Annotated in this window: 19 protein-coding genes; 10 read left to right on the top strand and 9 right to left on the bottom strand. The window is 64.8% G+C overall.

Features of this window, described 5'->3' with window-relative positions:
* Nucleotides 1-33: 33 nt before the first annotated feature.
* Nucleotides 34-279, bottom strand: a complete 246-nt coding sequence (locus FHS69_RS08390; RefSeq protein WP_166777341.1) for a DUF2171 domain-containing protein — start codon at nucleotides 277-279, stop codon at nucleotides 34-36.
* A 328-nt stretch (nucleotides 280-607) separates the two neighbouring features.
* Entirely contained in the window at nucleotides 608-868 is a 261-nt protein-coding gene (locus FHS69_RS08385; protein WP_166777340.1) for a hypothetical protein, read from the bottom strand.
* Nucleotides 869-889: 21 nt separating this feature from the next.
* On the opposite strand from FHS69_RS08385, the gene FHS69_RS08380 reads away from it, so the two are divergent.
* Entirely contained in the window at nucleotides 890-1,255 is a 366-nt protein-coding gene (locus FHS69_RS08380) for a response regulator transcription factor (protein WP_166777339.1), read from the top strand.
* Between the two features lie 6 nt (nucleotides 1,256-1,261).
* Here FHS69_RS08380 and FHS69_RS08375 read toward each other — a convergent pair whose 3' ends face one another.
* Both FHS69_RS08375 and FHS69_RS08370 read right to left on the bottom strand, forming a co-directional pair.
* Nucleotides 1,262-1,609: a hypothetical protein gene (locus FHS69_RS08375; protein WP_151885099.1), complete on the bottom strand. Its 348-nt coding sequence runs from the start codon at nucleotides 1,607-1,609 to the stop codon at nucleotides 1,262-1,264.
* A gap of 182 nt (nucleotides 1,610-1,791) precedes the next feature.
* Nucleotides 1,792-2,070: a hypothetical protein gene (locus tag FHS69_RS08370; protein ID WP_166777338.1), complete on the bottom strand. Its 279-nt coding sequence runs from the start codon at nucleotides 2,068-2,070 to the stop codon at nucleotides 1,792-1,794.
* Between the two features lie 202 nt (nucleotides 2,071-2,272).
* Here FHS69_RS08370 and FHS69_RS08365 point away from each other — a divergent pair, with 202 nt between their 5' ends.
* The gene (locus FHS69_RS08365; protein ID WP_067505655.1) at nucleotides 2,273-3,334 is read left to right on the top strand and encodes a ribonucleotide-diphosphate reductase subunit beta; all 1,062 of its coding nucleotides are present in this window, start codon (nucleotides 2,273-2,275) and stop codon (nucleotides 3,332-3,334) included.
* A 15-nt stretch (nucleotides 3,335-3,349) separates the two neighbouring features.
* Nucleotides 3,350-4,501, top strand: a complete 1,152-nt coding sequence (locus FHS69_RS08360; RefSeq protein ID WP_166777337.1) for an SIR2 family protein — start codon at nucleotides 3,350-3,352, stop codon at nucleotides 4,499-4,501.
* A gap of 131 nt (nucleotides 4,502-4,632) precedes the next feature.
* Here the strand turns inward: FHS69_RS08360 and FHS69_RS08355 are convergent, their stop codons facing one another.
* Nucleotides 4,633-5,217, bottom strand: coding sequence for a thermonuclease family protein (locus tag FHS69_RS08355; RefSeq protein WP_166777336.1), 585 nt, complete (start codon nucleotides 5,215-5,217; stop codon nucleotides 4,633-4,635).
* Nucleotides 5,218-5,358: 141 nt separating this feature from the next.
* On the opposite strand from FHS69_RS08355, the gene FHS69_RS08350 reads away from it, so the two are divergent.
* Together FHS69_RS08350 and FHS69_RS08345 are read left to right on the top strand one after the other, a co-directional pair.
* Nucleotides 5,359-5,598 carry a hypothetical protein gene (locus FHS69_RS08350; protein WP_166777335.1) on the top strand — a complete coding sequence of 80 codons (240 nt, stop codon included), beginning with the start codon at nucleotides 5,359-5,361 and terminating at the stop codon, nucleotides 5,596-5,598.
* 135 nt (nucleotides 5,599-5,733) lie between these two features.
* Nucleotides 5,734-6,045: a hypothetical protein gene (locus tag FHS69_RS08345; RefSeq protein WP_166777334.1), complete on the top strand. Its 312-nt coding sequence runs from the start codon at nucleotides 5,734-5,736 to the stop codon at nucleotides 6,043-6,045.
* Between the two features lie 56 nt (nucleotides 6,046-6,101).
* On the opposite strand, the gene FHS69_RS13785 is transcribed toward FHS69_RS08345, so the two are convergent.
* Together FHS69_RS13785 and FHS69_RS08335 are read right to left on the bottom strand one after the other, a co-directional pair.
* Nucleotides 6,102-6,896, bottom strand: coding sequence for a hypothetical protein (locus tag FHS69_RS13785; RefSeq protein ID WP_208380271.1), 795 nt, complete (start codon nucleotides 6,894-6,896; stop codon nucleotides 6,102-6,104).
* 385 nt (nucleotides 6,897-7,281) lie between these two features.
* Entirely contained in the window at nucleotides 7,282-7,653 is a 372-nt protein-coding gene (locus FHS69_RS08335) for a prolipoprotein diacylglyceryl transferase (protein WP_166777333.1), read from the bottom strand.
* Between the two features lie 213 nt (nucleotides 7,654-7,866).
* Here FHS69_RS08335 and argB point away from each other — a divergent pair, with 213 nt between their 5' ends.
* From argB to FHS69_RS08310, 5 genes are all read left to right on the top strand, one after another.
* On the top strand, nucleotides 7,867-8,763 hold the full coding sequence (argB, locus tag FHS69_RS08330) for an acetylglutamate kinase (RefSeq protein ID WP_166777332.1): 897 nt from the start codon (nucleotides 7,867-7,869) through the stop codon (nucleotides 8,761-8,763).
* A gap of 80 nt (nucleotides 8,764-8,843) precedes the next feature.
* Nucleotides 8,844-9,134 carry a YggT family protein gene (locus FHS69_RS08325; RefSeq protein ID WP_094063946.1) on the top strand — a complete coding sequence of 97 codons (291 nt, stop codon included), beginning with the start codon at nucleotides 8,844-8,846 and terminating at the stop codon, nucleotides 9,132-9,134.
* A complete protein-coding gene (folD, locus tag FHS69_RS08320) occupies nucleotides 9,134-10,030 on the top strand; it encodes a bifunctional methylenetetrahydrofolate dehydrogenase/methenyltetrahydrofolate cyclohydrolase FolD (protein ID WP_166777331.1) in 897 nt (298 codons plus the stop codon). The genes FHS69_RS08325 and folD overlap by 1 nt, the downstream gene beginning before the upstream one ends.
* Nucleotides 10,027-10,728 carry a Cif family virulence factor gene (locus tag FHS69_RS08315; protein WP_166777330.1) on the top strand — a complete coding sequence of 234 codons (702 nt, stop codon included), beginning with the start codon at nucleotides 10,027-10,029 and terminating at the stop codon, nucleotides 10,726-10,728. Before folD ends, FHS69_RS08315 begins: the two co-directional genes overlap by 4 nt.
* A gap of 1 nt (nucleotide 10,729) precedes the next feature.
* Complete coding sequence (locus tag FHS69_RS08310) at nucleotides 10,730-11,353, top strand: MarC family protein (RefSeq protein ID WP_067499489.1); 624 nt, start codon at nucleotides 10,730-10,732, stop codon at nucleotides 11,351-11,353.
* Between the two features lie 48 nt (nucleotides 11,354-11,401).
* Here FHS69_RS08310 and FHS69_RS08305 read toward each other — a convergent pair whose 3' ends face one another.
* Entirely contained in the window at nucleotides 11,402-12,013 is a 612-nt protein-coding gene (locus FHS69_RS08305; RefSeq protein WP_243844600.1) for an LON peptidase substrate-binding domain-containing protein, read from the bottom strand.
* An 8-nt stretch (nucleotides 12,014-12,021) separates the two neighbouring features.
* A complete protein-coding gene (locus tag FHS69_RS08300) occupies nucleotides 12,022-12,939 on the bottom strand; it encodes a tetratricopeptide repeat protein (RefSeq protein ID WP_166777638.1) in 918 nt (305 codons plus the stop codon).
* Nucleotides 12,940-12,989: the final 50 nt, after the last annotated feature.

Raw genomic sequence — 12,989 nt, 5'->3', positions numbered from 1 at the left:
TGTCATGCGGACATGGTCCGCAAAATGGCCGGGTCAGGCGCTGGCCATTGTCGACTTGTTACCGAGTCCTTCGGGAATGCGTGCGCCTTCCTTCAAGTAGATGCGGTTGTCGTCGATCTTCTCGACCGAATCGAGCGGCATGAAGTGATGAATATCGTCCGCGCTGTCGGACTTGGTCAGCTTGATATTGTCGCCATCGACTTCATCGACGGTCCCGACATGCTGGCCCTGTGCGTCGGCGATTTCCATGTGTTCCTTGATGCGAATCTTCTCGAGCATAAATTCCCTTTTGTTTTGCGTTGCTTACACCCTACCAACGGGCCGCCGGAGGGATCGGTCCACGCTTCGTCGAAGCTGAGGCACGGCAGGGCGGGGGCCAAGGATTCTTGGGGTGGAGCCCGATCTGGCGTTCACCCGGCAAGCTTCCGGGCCGAGTGCGTTGACGCTACGGCATGCGGTGCCTGCGCGGCACCCGGATGCCGGCGCACGGGCTCTAGGACGAAATTTACCATCCGGAGTGGCGCATCCTTAAGCAGTTCTGCGCGGGGCTTGTTCAGCAGGCCCACGTATATTTACCATTCCCACGCAGACAGGAGACGGGATCATTTCAGCGGGCAATCGCGGATGGGGCGCGCAGCACGGGGGTGCCGCAGGACTGCGCAGTCACTTCGAGGACTTCCTCGTCGCGCTCGATCATGCGCGCAGCGACGAGGAGATCTGGGCCGCGGCTCTCGATGCGGCGGGCAAGGTCCCGCTCGCCGGCGCGATCCGCGTGTTCTATCGCGATGCGGCGGTCGAGGACGCGATCCTGCCGCTCACGCCCGCCAGCAACCCTGCGCACCCCTTCGAAAACCAGGTACCCCCGCATGCCCGCGCGCCGGTGGAGGGCATGGCGTTGATGCAAACCGGCAACGATGCGGCGCGGCAGAGGGCGCAGCGCGAGGCGGCGGGGGCGACGGTCGACGAGGGGCGCTGGATCTACCTTTCCGCGATCATGCATTGCACGCAGGCGCATCTGGCGCAGTCCGGCCCCGCCGCGATCCCGCGCCAGCGCCCCGAGCTGAGCGAGCGCCAGCGCGACGTGCTCGAAGGGCTGGCGCAGGGCCAGCGGCAGAAGCAGATCGCCTACAATCTGCAGATCAGCGAGAACACCGTCGCCTATCACGTCGCGCAATTGCGCCGCCGGCTCGAATGCAGCCATTCGAACGAGATCGTCGCCGCCGCCTATCTCGCGGGGCTGCTCACCCCGCGCTGAACGCGCTCAGCGGCGGATATGCCGCCGCTCGCGATAACGGCCGTAACGGTCGATCGGCACGCGGCGGTAGCTGTGCTTGCCCGAAATCACGCGGAAGGCGGTGCGCAGCACCCGGTCCGACACGGTGGCGCATCCCAGCAGCACCATGCGTGCCAAGGCCAGCGTGGCGAGCGGCGGGATCAGCGGGAAGAGCCAGGGATTGTGCCGCGCCACCCGTGCGGGCCAGGCCCGTGCCGCCAGCCTGACGAGCAGCGCCGCCAGCACGAAACTCGCCAGCAGATAGGCGCCGGTCAGCGCCAGCAGCTCGCGATCTTCCAGCCCGGTCAGTTCGAAACCCATCGCCACCCCCGCCATGGGGCAGTGTGCGCCTAGGTATATTCACGTGCAATCCCACGGAAGCTTGAGCTTGACCGCGCCGGGCCGAAAGATGACGCCCCACCCCTCACGAGGAGGAGCGGGGCGCCGGGGGGTTGCGGACATCGCCCGCAAAAGGGGAAACCGAACGATGTCGCTATCCCCGTATTCGAAGTGTCGTGTCAGTCGCTGCCGAGCGGCCTCGCGGCATCGGCGCGGGCGCGGATGTCGGGGCGCGCATCGTCCGCGCGATCCGTTGCAGCTTCGCCGGTGGAACCTTCGGCCTGCGCCTTTTGCTGTTCGCTCACGCCCGCCGCATCATGCGCATTGCTATAGCCCATGTTGGCGGGCGTATCGCCGTCCTGCGGCTGGCGCTGTTGCTGCTGCTGTTCGGTCTCGCGCCACTCGGCGGTTTCGCTGCTGTGGACGTCGCGCTGGTCGTCGGGGGCATATTCACCCATGGTCGTTCTCCTTCACTCGATCAACGGGCGGCACGCGGCGCACGTTCCGCAATTCGCCGCAAGCGCGGCGCGCCGAGCCGCGCCAGCCCGCGGTGATGCGGTCAAGCGCATCTTATCCCCGCCGAATCATTCCCGCTTGCCTTCGAATCCGGGCTCTGATTCACTATATGAGTCGCTCACGCAGAAACCGGAGAACCACCAGATGTCGTTGCTCGAAGCCCGCAAGACCTACAAGCCCTTCGAGTACCCCTGGGCCTACGACTTCTGGAAGCGCCAGCAGCAGATCCACTGGATGCCCGAGGAAGTGCCGCTGGGCGAGGACTGCCGCGACTGGGCGCAGAAGCTCACCGAGCACGAGCGCAATCTGCTCACGCAGATCTTCCGCTTCTTCACGCAGGCCGATGTCGAGGTGCAGGATTGCTACCACGACAAATACGGCCGCGTGTTCAAGCCGACCGAGGTCAAGATGATGCTGACCGCCTTCTCCAACATGGAGACGGTGCACATCGCCGCCTATTCGCACCTGCTCGACACGATCGGCATGCCCGAGAGCGAATATTCCGCTTTCCTCGAATATGAGGAAATGGCCGACAAGCACAATTACATGCAGCAGTTCGGCGTCGACAATGACGAGGACATCGCGCGCACGCTGGCGATGTTCGGCGCTTTCACCGAAGGCATGCAGCTGTTCGCCAGCTTCGCCATGCTGATGAACTTCCCGCGCTTCAACAAGATGAAGGGCATGGGCCAGATCGTGTCGTGGTCGGTGCGCGACGAATCGCTGCACTGCGAAGGCATCATCCGCATGTTCCACGAATTCGTGCGCGAACGCGATTGCCTGACCAAGGCGGTCAAGGAAGACATCATCGACATCTGCCAGAAGTCGGTGCGGCTGGAAGACAATTTCATCGACCTCGCCTTCGAAATGGGCCCGGTCAGCGGCATGACGCCCAAGGAAATCAAGAAGTACATCCGCTACATCGCCGACTGGCGGCTGGGCCAGCTCGGCCTGCAGCCGATCTACATGATCGAGGAACACCCGCTGCCCTGGCTCGCCCCGCTGCTCAACGGCGTGGAGCACGCCAACTTCTTCGAACAGCGCGCGACCGAATATTCGAAGGGCGCCACCCGCGGCGAATGGAACGACGTGTGGTCGAGCTTCGACAAGCGCAACAAGGCCAAGGCCGCGAACGAAGGCGCCGAAGCCGAGGACAATGGTCCGGGACTGTTCGGCGACGAGGCGGGAGCGCAGGCGGCGGAGTAGGTTAGGTAGAAGGCGATGCCCAAACAAGCTGTGGTCTTGTTTGGTGCGGGAGCTTCTATCGATGCAGGTCTTCCGAGTGCGTACAGACTCACTAATGCTGTCTATCAAAAGCTAGTAGATGTAAAAAGCGACGATGCGCGCCTATTTGGGATTATCATCGCTAAGCTTCAGCTTCGAAATGTCAGGCGGGGCGGGGCGCCATTCGACGACGTCAATGTTGAAGAAGTGTACGATGCACTGAAAAAATTCATCGGGAGAGACCACGATATTCTGGCGGAGTTTGTTCAAAGTTGGGATGACCTGAACTTATCTGGCAGTTCTGAATTCGATGCAAAGAAGTTTTTCGACAACTTAGCGAACGCGTTCGTTCTAAGAAATGATCGAGGACTCGATAGAGGAGCTAGTTTTCAGGTAAATAAGCGCCAGCTTGTTGAAGCAACAGAAGCGCTACAGCGAGCCTTCGGCGGCGAATTTTACCGGTTTCGCGGAGCGTCGCTCGAACCATTTCTAGCGACATTGACGTCACTCCTTGAAGTCGACGAAGGCCGGATTGGCTACATGAAGCGCCTTTTGGAGAGCCACGCTCACCAAATTTCATGTATTGCCACTCTCAATTATGACCGTGTGGTCGAGCAGTCTCTGGAAGCTATTGGGTCGAAGTTCGACCTCGGGCTATCGCAATGGAATGAGAAACGCTTCGTCCGATTCCATGGCAAATCTCAGCGTCTCATCAAGCTTCACGGATCGGTTGATTGGCATATCTCGAACCAAGATGAGATAGTCATCAATGATGGGAGCACTGGTCTTTGGCTACCTAGAGCGATGATCTTCGGTGGCCAAGATTCGAAACTGGTGCCCCATGGGCCATTTCTGCACTTGAGACATGAGTTCCAGCGCTTCCTTCGACAGGAAAACAAGCTCTTGGTAGTCGGGTACTCTTTCGGTGACGCACACTTGAATGCAATCATTCGGTCGTGGGTAGCCACCCGTCACAAATCTCACATGATGGTTGTAAATCCATCGGGCTTTGATCCTAATCACCCTGTGATGGCGTATTCCAAAGACCGGAGGAGCCCTGTCGCAACGAATCCTTCTGTGTCCTTGGAAGTTGTGGCCAAGCCTCTCTCAGATGCCTTGCCCGAGATTGGCAGGTTCCTCTCAAATTAGAGACTGCATCGCAATAAGGCGTGCGCCTTCCTGCGATTCGTAGTCGACGGAGGGTGGTGGACGGGGGGGGGGAACTCGAGGAACTCAGCAGTCTAGTCTGAATTATGTGGGGGCAGCCTGGCCTTTTTCCGTCAACACCACTCCCCTCTTCCCCCACCCCAATAGCCCCGCGCGCCGCCTTCGCGGCGCATGAAGTCCGCCAGCCGGTCCTCGCTGCCGTCGGGGCGCAGGCGATAGACGGTTCGCAAGAACCGGCCGTAGCGGTCGATTGGCTCGTCCAGCCGGTGTGTCATGCGGAAGGGGCCGCGGTTGAGCCAGCCTTGCAGTGCCTTGGTCGAGGCTTCGGCCTGTACCGCCTCCGCCGGGCATTCGGCCTCGCGCTCCGCCGTGTCGATCCCGACCACGCGCACGCTGGTATCGCCCAGCTTGAACGTGTCGCCATCCACCACGCAGTAATAGCCGCGTCCCCGCCCGCAGCGGGTGAAGCGCCCCTCGATCACCTGCGGCTCGCTCGACAGCCAGCCGGGCGCGGAAAAGGCCCCGGGCAGCGTGAAGATATAAGCCATCGTCACGAAGCCGATCAGCAGCAGCCACGGGCGCAGCGAGACGAAGGCGTCGCGCCAGCCCGGCGGACGCGGCTTGAAGCGCGCGGGCGGGACACTGCGCGTCTTGCCGCGCCGGCGCCGCCTGGGGTTGAAACGAAGCTTTTTGCCCATCGCTCAAGAGGATAGCTCCGTCCCGCGCAACTGCAATCGTCCGCACCGCCCGTCGCGGCACCGGGCACGGGCCTTGCCTCGCACGCTGTCGGGTGCAAGCATCGCCCGCGCGCATCAAGGCGCATCACAGGAGACCTGCCGATGACCAATCGTTTCGCACATCTCGCCCTGCCGCTGGCCGCCGCGCTGGCGTTGTCCGCCTGCGGCGAGGCCGAGGAGCCCGCCTATGAAGTCGATGCCACCGACGAAGGCGGCGGCGAGCTGATCGTGGCCGAGGACCAGGCCGACGCGGTCGAAGTCGATACGCCCGACACGCCGATGACCAATGTCCCCGAAGAACGCGCCGACACCGCTGACGCCGCCGACACCGGCGCCGAATAAGCGGTCACGCCCCCGCCGCTGCGGTGGCGGGGGCGCCGCAAACCGGTCGGTTCGCCGGGGCGGCCGCGTTGCCGCATGTCGGAACACCTGCCCCGGCCCGTCCATTGGTCGGGCGTACTCCAAGGAGGAAACGCCATGACCGACCCCGTTCCCGATACCAAGACGCCGCGCACCCGCTGGATGTGGGTGGGGGTGATCGCCCTGCTCGCCGTGGTCGCGGTGATCATGTTCATCAACCCCGATGGCGATGAGAGCCTCGAGACGATCCCCGACCAAGCGATCACCACGCAGGAAGAGCGGATCAACCAGCCGATCGACATCAACGAACCCGGTGAAACCGACACCGACGTGCTGCTCGACACCAATCCCGACGGCACCGGCCCGATCATCGTGGAAGACGATGTCGGCTTCGAACCCGGCGAAGCGGCCACTCCGCCCGCCGAGTAATCCGGCCCGCACGATCGCGCGCGGTCAGCCGCGGCGCGGGCGCAAGGCCGTGGCGCTCACCATCCCCAGGCCGGGGGCGGGGGCGCCACGGCCTTCGTCGTGTCGAACTCCACGCGGAAACGCCGGGTGGGGTCGTTGCGCCGTGTAAGCTGATAGGCGAAACGCGCATCCTTGCTGCCCGCCGGATCGACCGCGACATGCCAGACATTGGTCAGCGAGGCGTCGAGCCCCTCGCGCGTGAACAGCGCCACGCTTTCCGCGTCGACCGGGAAATCCTGCGCCCGTGCGCTGCCCGCCTCCGCGCTGGTCCCGCCATAGAAGGTCACCGCATCGGCTTCGCCGTCGGCATGGCGGTGGTCATGCTTGAGCGTGAAGCGCGTCTCCGCGCCCGCGCCGTGGCGCGTCACGATCCAGGTCCGGCTGCGGTTCCAGGGGTTTTCTCGTCCTACCGCTTCGCTGCTCGAGGAGGTTTCTGTCCGTCCTACCGCTCCGCTGCTTGAGGACGTTTCTGTCTCTCCTACCGCTTCACTGCTTGAGGACGTTTCTGTCCGTCCTACCGCTTCGCTGCCTGAGGACGGGGGCGCTTCCTCGACATGGAAGGCGATCGCCACGCGGTTTTCCTCGCACGCGGCCCAATGCGCCACCATCGCCTTGCCCGCCCAGTTCGCATCGCGCGCATCCTCGCTCGCCAGCGCACCCGCATAGGCCTTGCCGCAATGGCTCGACAGCGCCTGCCAGAAGGCTTGCTGCGGGCTGGCGGCGGCGGGCGTATCGCCTGGCGGGGCGGGCGTGGTGCACCCCGCCAACAGGGCGAGTGCGATCGGGGCGGGCATGGTGTGGCTGCGGGTCATCGCACGACCCTAGAGCGCGCGCGGCGAAAGGGAAGCACCGCTGGCTTGTGCGTGCGCGGCGCGGGCAGGGGCGGCGCTTTCCTACGCGGGCGCGCTGCGGCTACCGTGGCGCGATGAATCCCGCCCCTTCGCCTCGCCCGATCCCGCCGCGCGATGGCCAGCTGCGGCTCGGCGCGGGTTTTGCGTCTGGACCGTGGTCCATGCGGTCCATGTCATCAGACTCGCCGCGGGGCGATCCTACACCGGTCCAACAGCGCGGCGGATGCGGAGGCCGGTGCGGGCAAGCTGCGAATCGAAAGAGGGCGGCAGGATCGCCTGCCGCCCTCGGGGCCGTCGCGCGGGGCAGGGAGGGAAATCCCCCGGCGCGGCCGGTGTCGCTCGTGGCTTACCGCTCGGGCTGCGTGTCGAGCTCGGCGTCGGTCTCGACATCCACTTCCGCATCGGCGGCGGGCGTGTCGAACTCGGCGCCGGTATCGGTCTCGAGGTCGGCGTCGACGTCGCTCGCCTCGTCGGCGCGCTCCATCGTGGTGTCGGTGGTGCTGTCGAGCCGGTCCTCGACCGCCTGCGCGCGCTCTTCGGCGGTCATCAGTGCGCGGTCGGCGGTGTCGGTGGTGCCGTCGATCACGGGGCCGGTGTCGACCCGCGTTTCGGCGGTGGCATCGACCGTGCCGGTCACCGGATCGGCGACCTGCGCGCTGGCGACGCTCGCGCCGGCGGTGGCAAGGAGGGTGGCGGCGATTGCAGTGAACTTGGTCATGTTGCGTGTCCCATTGTCTCTATCGGGACCGTGGATACGCCGCAGCCGCGCAGCCGGCTCCCGCAAATGCGCCCAGCCGTGCGCTGCGATTGGCCAAGCGATGCCGTTCATCGACGGTTTATCAGGGGTTTAGCTGGCGTTCAGCAAAGCGGACGGGCGGGTGCCATGCACAAACCTTTGCCTCCGCCGCAGGGGGGCGCTACTCCGCCGCCGATGAGCCAGACACCCGATATCCACGCCAAGGCCGAAACGCTGATCGAGGCGCTGCCCTACTTCCAGCGCTATGCGGGCCGCAGCTTCGTCGTGAAATACGGCGGCAACGCCATGGGCGACGAACGCGCCGCGCGCGAATTCGCCGAAGACGTGGTGCTGCTGAAGGCGGTGGGGATCAACCCGGTGGTTGTGCATGGCGGCGGTCCGCAGATCGGCGCGATGCTCGAGAAGCTCGGCGTGGAGACGACCTTCGTCGACGGCCTGCGCGTGACCGACAAGCAGACGGCCGATGTCGCCGAAATGGTGCTGTCGGGTGCGATCAACAAGGCGATCGTCGGCTCGATCGCGCGCGCCGGGGGCAAGGCGATCGGCATCTCGGGCAAGGATGGCGGACTGGTCACTGCGGCCAAGCTGCAGCGCACGCAGAAAGACCCCGACAGCCATATCGAGAAGGCGCTCGACCTGGGCTTCGTCGGCGAACCCTCGCGCGTCGACACGACCATCATCGAGACGGTCACCGGCGCGGGAATGATCCCCGTGGTCGCACCGATCGGGGTGGGCGAGGACGGCCACACCTACAACATCAACGCCGACACCATGGCGGGCGCGCTGGCCGCGGCGCTGGGCGCGGCGCGGCTGCTGCTGTTGACCGATGTCGCGGGCGTGCTCGACAAGCAGGGCGGGCTGCTGACCGACCTGACCCCCGCGGACATCCGCCGGCTGCGCGACGACGGCACCATCTCGGGCGGGATGATCCCCAAGCTCGAAACCTGTGTGCAGGCGGTGGAGTCTGGTTGCGAGGCGGCGGTGGTGCTCGATGGACGCGTCCCGCACGCGATGCTGCTCGAATTCTTCACCGCCCGCGGCGCGGGTACGCTCGTCAGCCAGCGCGGGTAAGCGGTCGTATGGGGGTGGCGCACAGCGCGGCGCGCTTGTAGGACGCGCGTCGGATAAGTTCGAAGGGAACGCACGTAGACATGCAAGCGCTCGGCACCATCTACCAGATCATCGAAATGCTGACCAACGTGCTGGTGATGCTGATCATCATCCAGTTCATCATCGGGCTGCTGTTCGCCTTCAACGTGGTGAACCGCTCGAACGACTTTCTCGCCAGCTTCTACATGGCGATCAACCGCTTCCTCGAACCCGTCCTGAGGCCGATCCGCAACGTGCTGCCCAATACGGGCCAGATCGACTTCTCGCCGCTGGTGCTGATCATCCTGCTCAACATCGTGCTGATCGTTCTCGGCAATGTGATCTACGGTTGATGGGTGCGCAGGTCATCGACGGGAAGGGTTTCGCCGCCACGCTGCGCGAACGCGTCGGCGCGCAGGCGGAGAAGTTCGCGCAGGCGGCCGGGCGCAAGGCCGGGCTCGCGGTGGTGCTGGTGGGCGAAGACCCCGCGAGCCAGGTCTATGTGCGCAGCAAGCACAAGGCGACTGTCGCGGCGAACATGGAAAGTTTCGAGCATCGCCTGCCCGCCGATACGGGCGAGGCCGAACTGCTCGCGCTGGTCGAGCGGCTGAATGCCGATCCTGCGGTGGACGGCATCCTCGTCCAGCTGCCGCTGCCCGACCATCTCGACGAACAGGCGGTGATCGCCGCGATCAGCCCCGACAAGGACGTCGACGGCTTTCACGTGACCAATGCGGGGCGTCTTGCGGTCGGGCAGAGCGGCTTCGTCCCTTGCACGCCGCTGGGCTGCATGATGCTGCTGACCGATCGCTTGGGCGATCTGTCGGGGCTCGAGGCGGTGGTGATCGGCCGGTCGAACATCGTCGGCAAGCCGATGGCGCAACTGCTGCTCAACGCCAATGCGACGGTGACCATCGCGCACAGCCGCACCAAGGACCTGCCCGGCGTGGTGAAGCGCGCCGATATCGTGGTCGCCGCAGTGGGGCGGGCCGAAATGGTCAAGGCCGAATGGCTCAAGCCGCAAGCGACGGTGATCGACGTCGGCATCAATCGCCTGCCCCCCGAACCGGGGGCGGAAAAAGGCCGGTTGGTCGGCGATGTCGACTACGGCGCCGCGCAGGGCGTTGCGGGTGCCATCACGCCCGTCCCCGGCGGCGTCGGCCCGATGACCATCGCGGTGCTGCTGCGCAACACTCTGGTTGCGGCCTATCGCAACGAGGGTCTGGAACTTCCCGAAGGAGCGCTGTGAGGCTCGCGGTCGTCCTGGCCGCGCTGGCACTGTCCGCCTGCGCAGCGGGGCCCGGCCCGCGCGATCGCTATGCGCGCATGCTTACCCCGACTGCCAACCCCTCCAAGGTGGTGGCGGCTGAACTGGGTTTCGCCCGCGCCGCACGGGAAGACGGGCAGTGGACTGCCTTTCGCGAACTGGCACGCGACGAGGCCGTCATGTTCGTGCCCGAGCCGGTTGCCGCGCGCGACTGGCTGGCGAACCGCGCGGATCCGTCCGAAGCGGTACGCTGGCAGCCGCATCATGTCTGGTCGAGCTGCGACGGATCGCTGGCGGTGACGCGCGGCGCCTGGCAAAGTGCCGATGGTTCGCAGGGTTATTACACCAATGTCTGGCAACGCGACCGGGATGGCGATTATCGCTGGACGCTTAATCAGGGTGAAGCGCTCGACACGCCGGTCGAGGCTCCCGAATTCGTCCGCACCGATGTCGCCGAGTGCCCCGCGCGCGGACTTGCCGGTCAATTGCGTACGCAGGCCGAGCAATCGCGCCCGGTCACCGGCGGGACCTATTTCGACCAGGTCAGCAGCGACAGCAGCCTGTTCCTGACCTTCGTCGTCTCACCCGATCTGTCGCGCCACTGGAAGCTGATGCTGTATCGCGATGGGCATATCGTCGATGCGATGGCAGGCAGCGCTGCCGTGCCGCAGGAGGATTAACATGACCGCGCTGTTCCTCTCCGCCTTCATCACGCTGTTCGTGGTCATCGATCCGCCCGGCTGTGCTCCGATTTATGCCGGGCTGACCAAGGGTGCCACCGCCGCACAGCGACGCAATATGGCGATCCGTGCCTGCGGCATCGCGCTGGTCATCCTGCTGGTATTTGCGCTGTTCGGCGAGGACTTGCTCGGTGCGCTGCATATCGAACTCGACAGTTTCCGCATTGCGGGCGGTTTGATGCTGTTCTGGATCGCCTTCGAAATGGTGTTCGAGAAACGCACGCAGCGGCGCGAGGAGCGAGCGGAGAAAGTCGCCGCCACACCCGAGGTCGAGGACGTTTCGGTCTTCCCCATGGCGATCCCCATGCTGGCCGGTCCCGGAGCGATCGCGGCCATCATGCTGCTGATGAACGAAGCCAACAGTATCGAGGAAAGCCTCGTGGTGCTCGGCGCGCTGGCGGCGGCGCTGGCGATCACCATGGTGGCGCTGATCGCTGCGGGCCCGATCATGCGGCTGTTCGGCGACAAGGTCGAGGCCGCGATAACGCGCGTGCTGGGGGTGCTGCTGGCCGCGCTGGCCGCGCAATATGTGATCGACGGCCTGCGCGGCGCCTTCCTCGGCTGACCCGCGTGCCCGGCACATCGCCGGTTTCACCGGCCTCGCACCCTGGCGCTACTGGAGAGTGACGATCTCGTCGCCGTCGTCGCGCAGCGCGAAGAACTGCATCAGCTGGATCATCAGCTCGCAGCGCTGCTTGAGGTCGGGTGCTTCGAGCAGGGCCTGCTTGGAAGCCGGGTCGAAGGGTGCGATCTGCGCGACGCCGTTGATTAGCGTCTCGTCGTCGAGCTGGGCGACCGAATCCCAATCGACCGAATAGCCTTGCATGTCGGCGAAGCGTCGTGCTTCGAACTCGAAGCCAGCGCGCTCTACGCTTGAGAGGAACTGGCCAGCCGGGTCCTCGATCATCTCGGCCTCGACCTGGCGGAAGCTGGTGGTGCTGTCGATTTCGCGGAGCACGCGGAAGCGCGCCTCGCCATCGAGCACGATGTTGTAGCGACCATCTTCGAGCGCTTCGACATCACCGATCCGCCCGACACAACCGATCGAGTAGAGCGGCGCGCCGTCCTTCGTCTTCTGCGGCTGGATCATCCCGATCAGCCGGTCCTTTGCCAGCGCACTGCCGACCAGATCGCGATAGCGCCGCTCGAAGATGTGCAGCGGCAATTGCAGGCCGGGAAACAGGATCGCGCCGGGAAGCGGAAAAATGGAAAGGCGTTTGCTCAAGGCGGGGCCTATCCGAACAGGAGCCGCGAGAGGCGGCGCCGGGTGGATACGACCCACGGGTCTTCCAGTCCGACCGCTTCGAAAATCTGCAGCAACTTGGTCTTGGCCGCGCCTTCGTTCCATTCGCGATCGCTCTCGAACATCGCCAGCAGTTCGTCGGCTGCCGCATCGCGATCGCCTGCGGCAAAGGCCGCCTCGGCATAGTCGTAGCGGGCCTGCATGTCTCCGCTTGCGGCCCTGTCCCTCAACGCAGCTAGTTCGCCATCATCGACCTTGTTGCCCGCCAGTTCGAGCGCGCTCTTGGCCTGCTCGATCTGTGCGTCGCCCGCCAGCGCGGGATTGGTTTCGGCAGCGGCGAGGGCGGCCTGCGCCTGTTCGACATGGCCGGCCTGCACCAGCGCGCGCACCAGTCCGGCATGTGCCGCGGCATTGTCGGGCGCCATCTGGACCACCTGGCCGAAAACGCCTGCAGCACGTTCGGGATCGCCTTCGGCAAGCACCTGTTCGGCCATGGCAACGAATTGTGTCACGTCCTGCTGCTGCTGGGCAGCGGCATCGCCTTCGGCCCCGGGCTGGATCGGAAGCTGCGCAAGGATCTGGTCGAGCGTCTGCTTCAGCTGCGATTCGCTGCGCGCATTGGTCAGGTCGGCGACGGGCTGCCCCTGAAACATGGCATAGACGGTCGGGATCGATTGCACCTGGAATTGCGCGGCGATGAATTTCTCCGCATCGACATCGACCTTCTTCAGCACCACGCCCTTGTCGGCATATTCGGCTGCGACCTTTTCCAGCATCGGAGCGAGCGCCTTGCAGGGGCCGCACCAGTCGGCATAGAAATCGAGGATGACGAGCTTCGACATCGACGGTTCGACGACCTCGCTCTTGAAGCGTTCGACCGCCTTCTGCTCGTCCATGTTCAGGCCCATGCTCGCCACGTAAACGTACCTTTCCTTCGTGTAATCGCGTCTGCCTCATG

It is taken from the genome of Qipengyuania flava (assembly GCF_011762005.1).
GTDB lineage: Bacteria > Pseudomonadota > Alphaproteobacteria > Sphingomonadales > Sphingomonadaceae > Qipengyuania > Qipengyuania flava.
The sequence above is the reverse complement of the archived record's forward strand: the minus strand, read 5'-3'. Positions and strand labels throughout refer to the sequence as shown.